The following is a 503-nucleotide window of genomic DNA, read 5'->3' on the forward strand; positions in this document are numbered from 1 at the left end:
GTGACGGGTTTATCGCCCGAATTCATTGGCACAAGAGAAGTGACACAAGCGGGTATTTTGGAGGCACAACGACGCCAATCCAGTTTAAATCTGCTTGCTTGTCTGTTTGATGGTTTACGTTTGTACCGCAAGCGGCAAGGTAAGATTATTTTGCATCTTATCCAGAATTACTTGTCCGATGGTCGTTTGGTACGGATATCTGGTGAGGAGAATGCGCAATATATTCCATTGACGCGTGAAGAAGTAACGAGTGTCGAGTATGACATTGTTGTTGATGATGCGCCAACCAGCCCGAATGAGAAAGAGCGCACCTTCGGTATTATCACACAACTGCTCCCATTGCTTCAAAATGCCATTACGCCGGATATTATGCTTGATCTACTTCGTTATTCTCCATTGCCGGCGTCATTACTCAATCGTGTCAGTGAGAAGTTCCAACAGCAACAAATGGCACAACAACAGCAGATGGACCCCGAGCAGGAAATGAAGTTGCAGGAAAAGCA

The 503-nt window shown here is 45.7% G+C and carries 1 pseudogene; it reads left to right on the plus strand.

The window, feature by feature from the left end:
* Positions 1 to 503, plus strand: a pseudogene (locus ACFIJZ_RS10185) (phage portal protein); the annotation flags it as partial.

The sequence above is a fragment of the Bartonella sp. CL70QHWL genome, from assembly GCF_042194855.1.
Taxonomy (GTDB): domain Bacteria; phylum Pseudomonadota; class Alphaproteobacteria; order Rhizobiales; family Rhizobiaceae; genus Bartonella.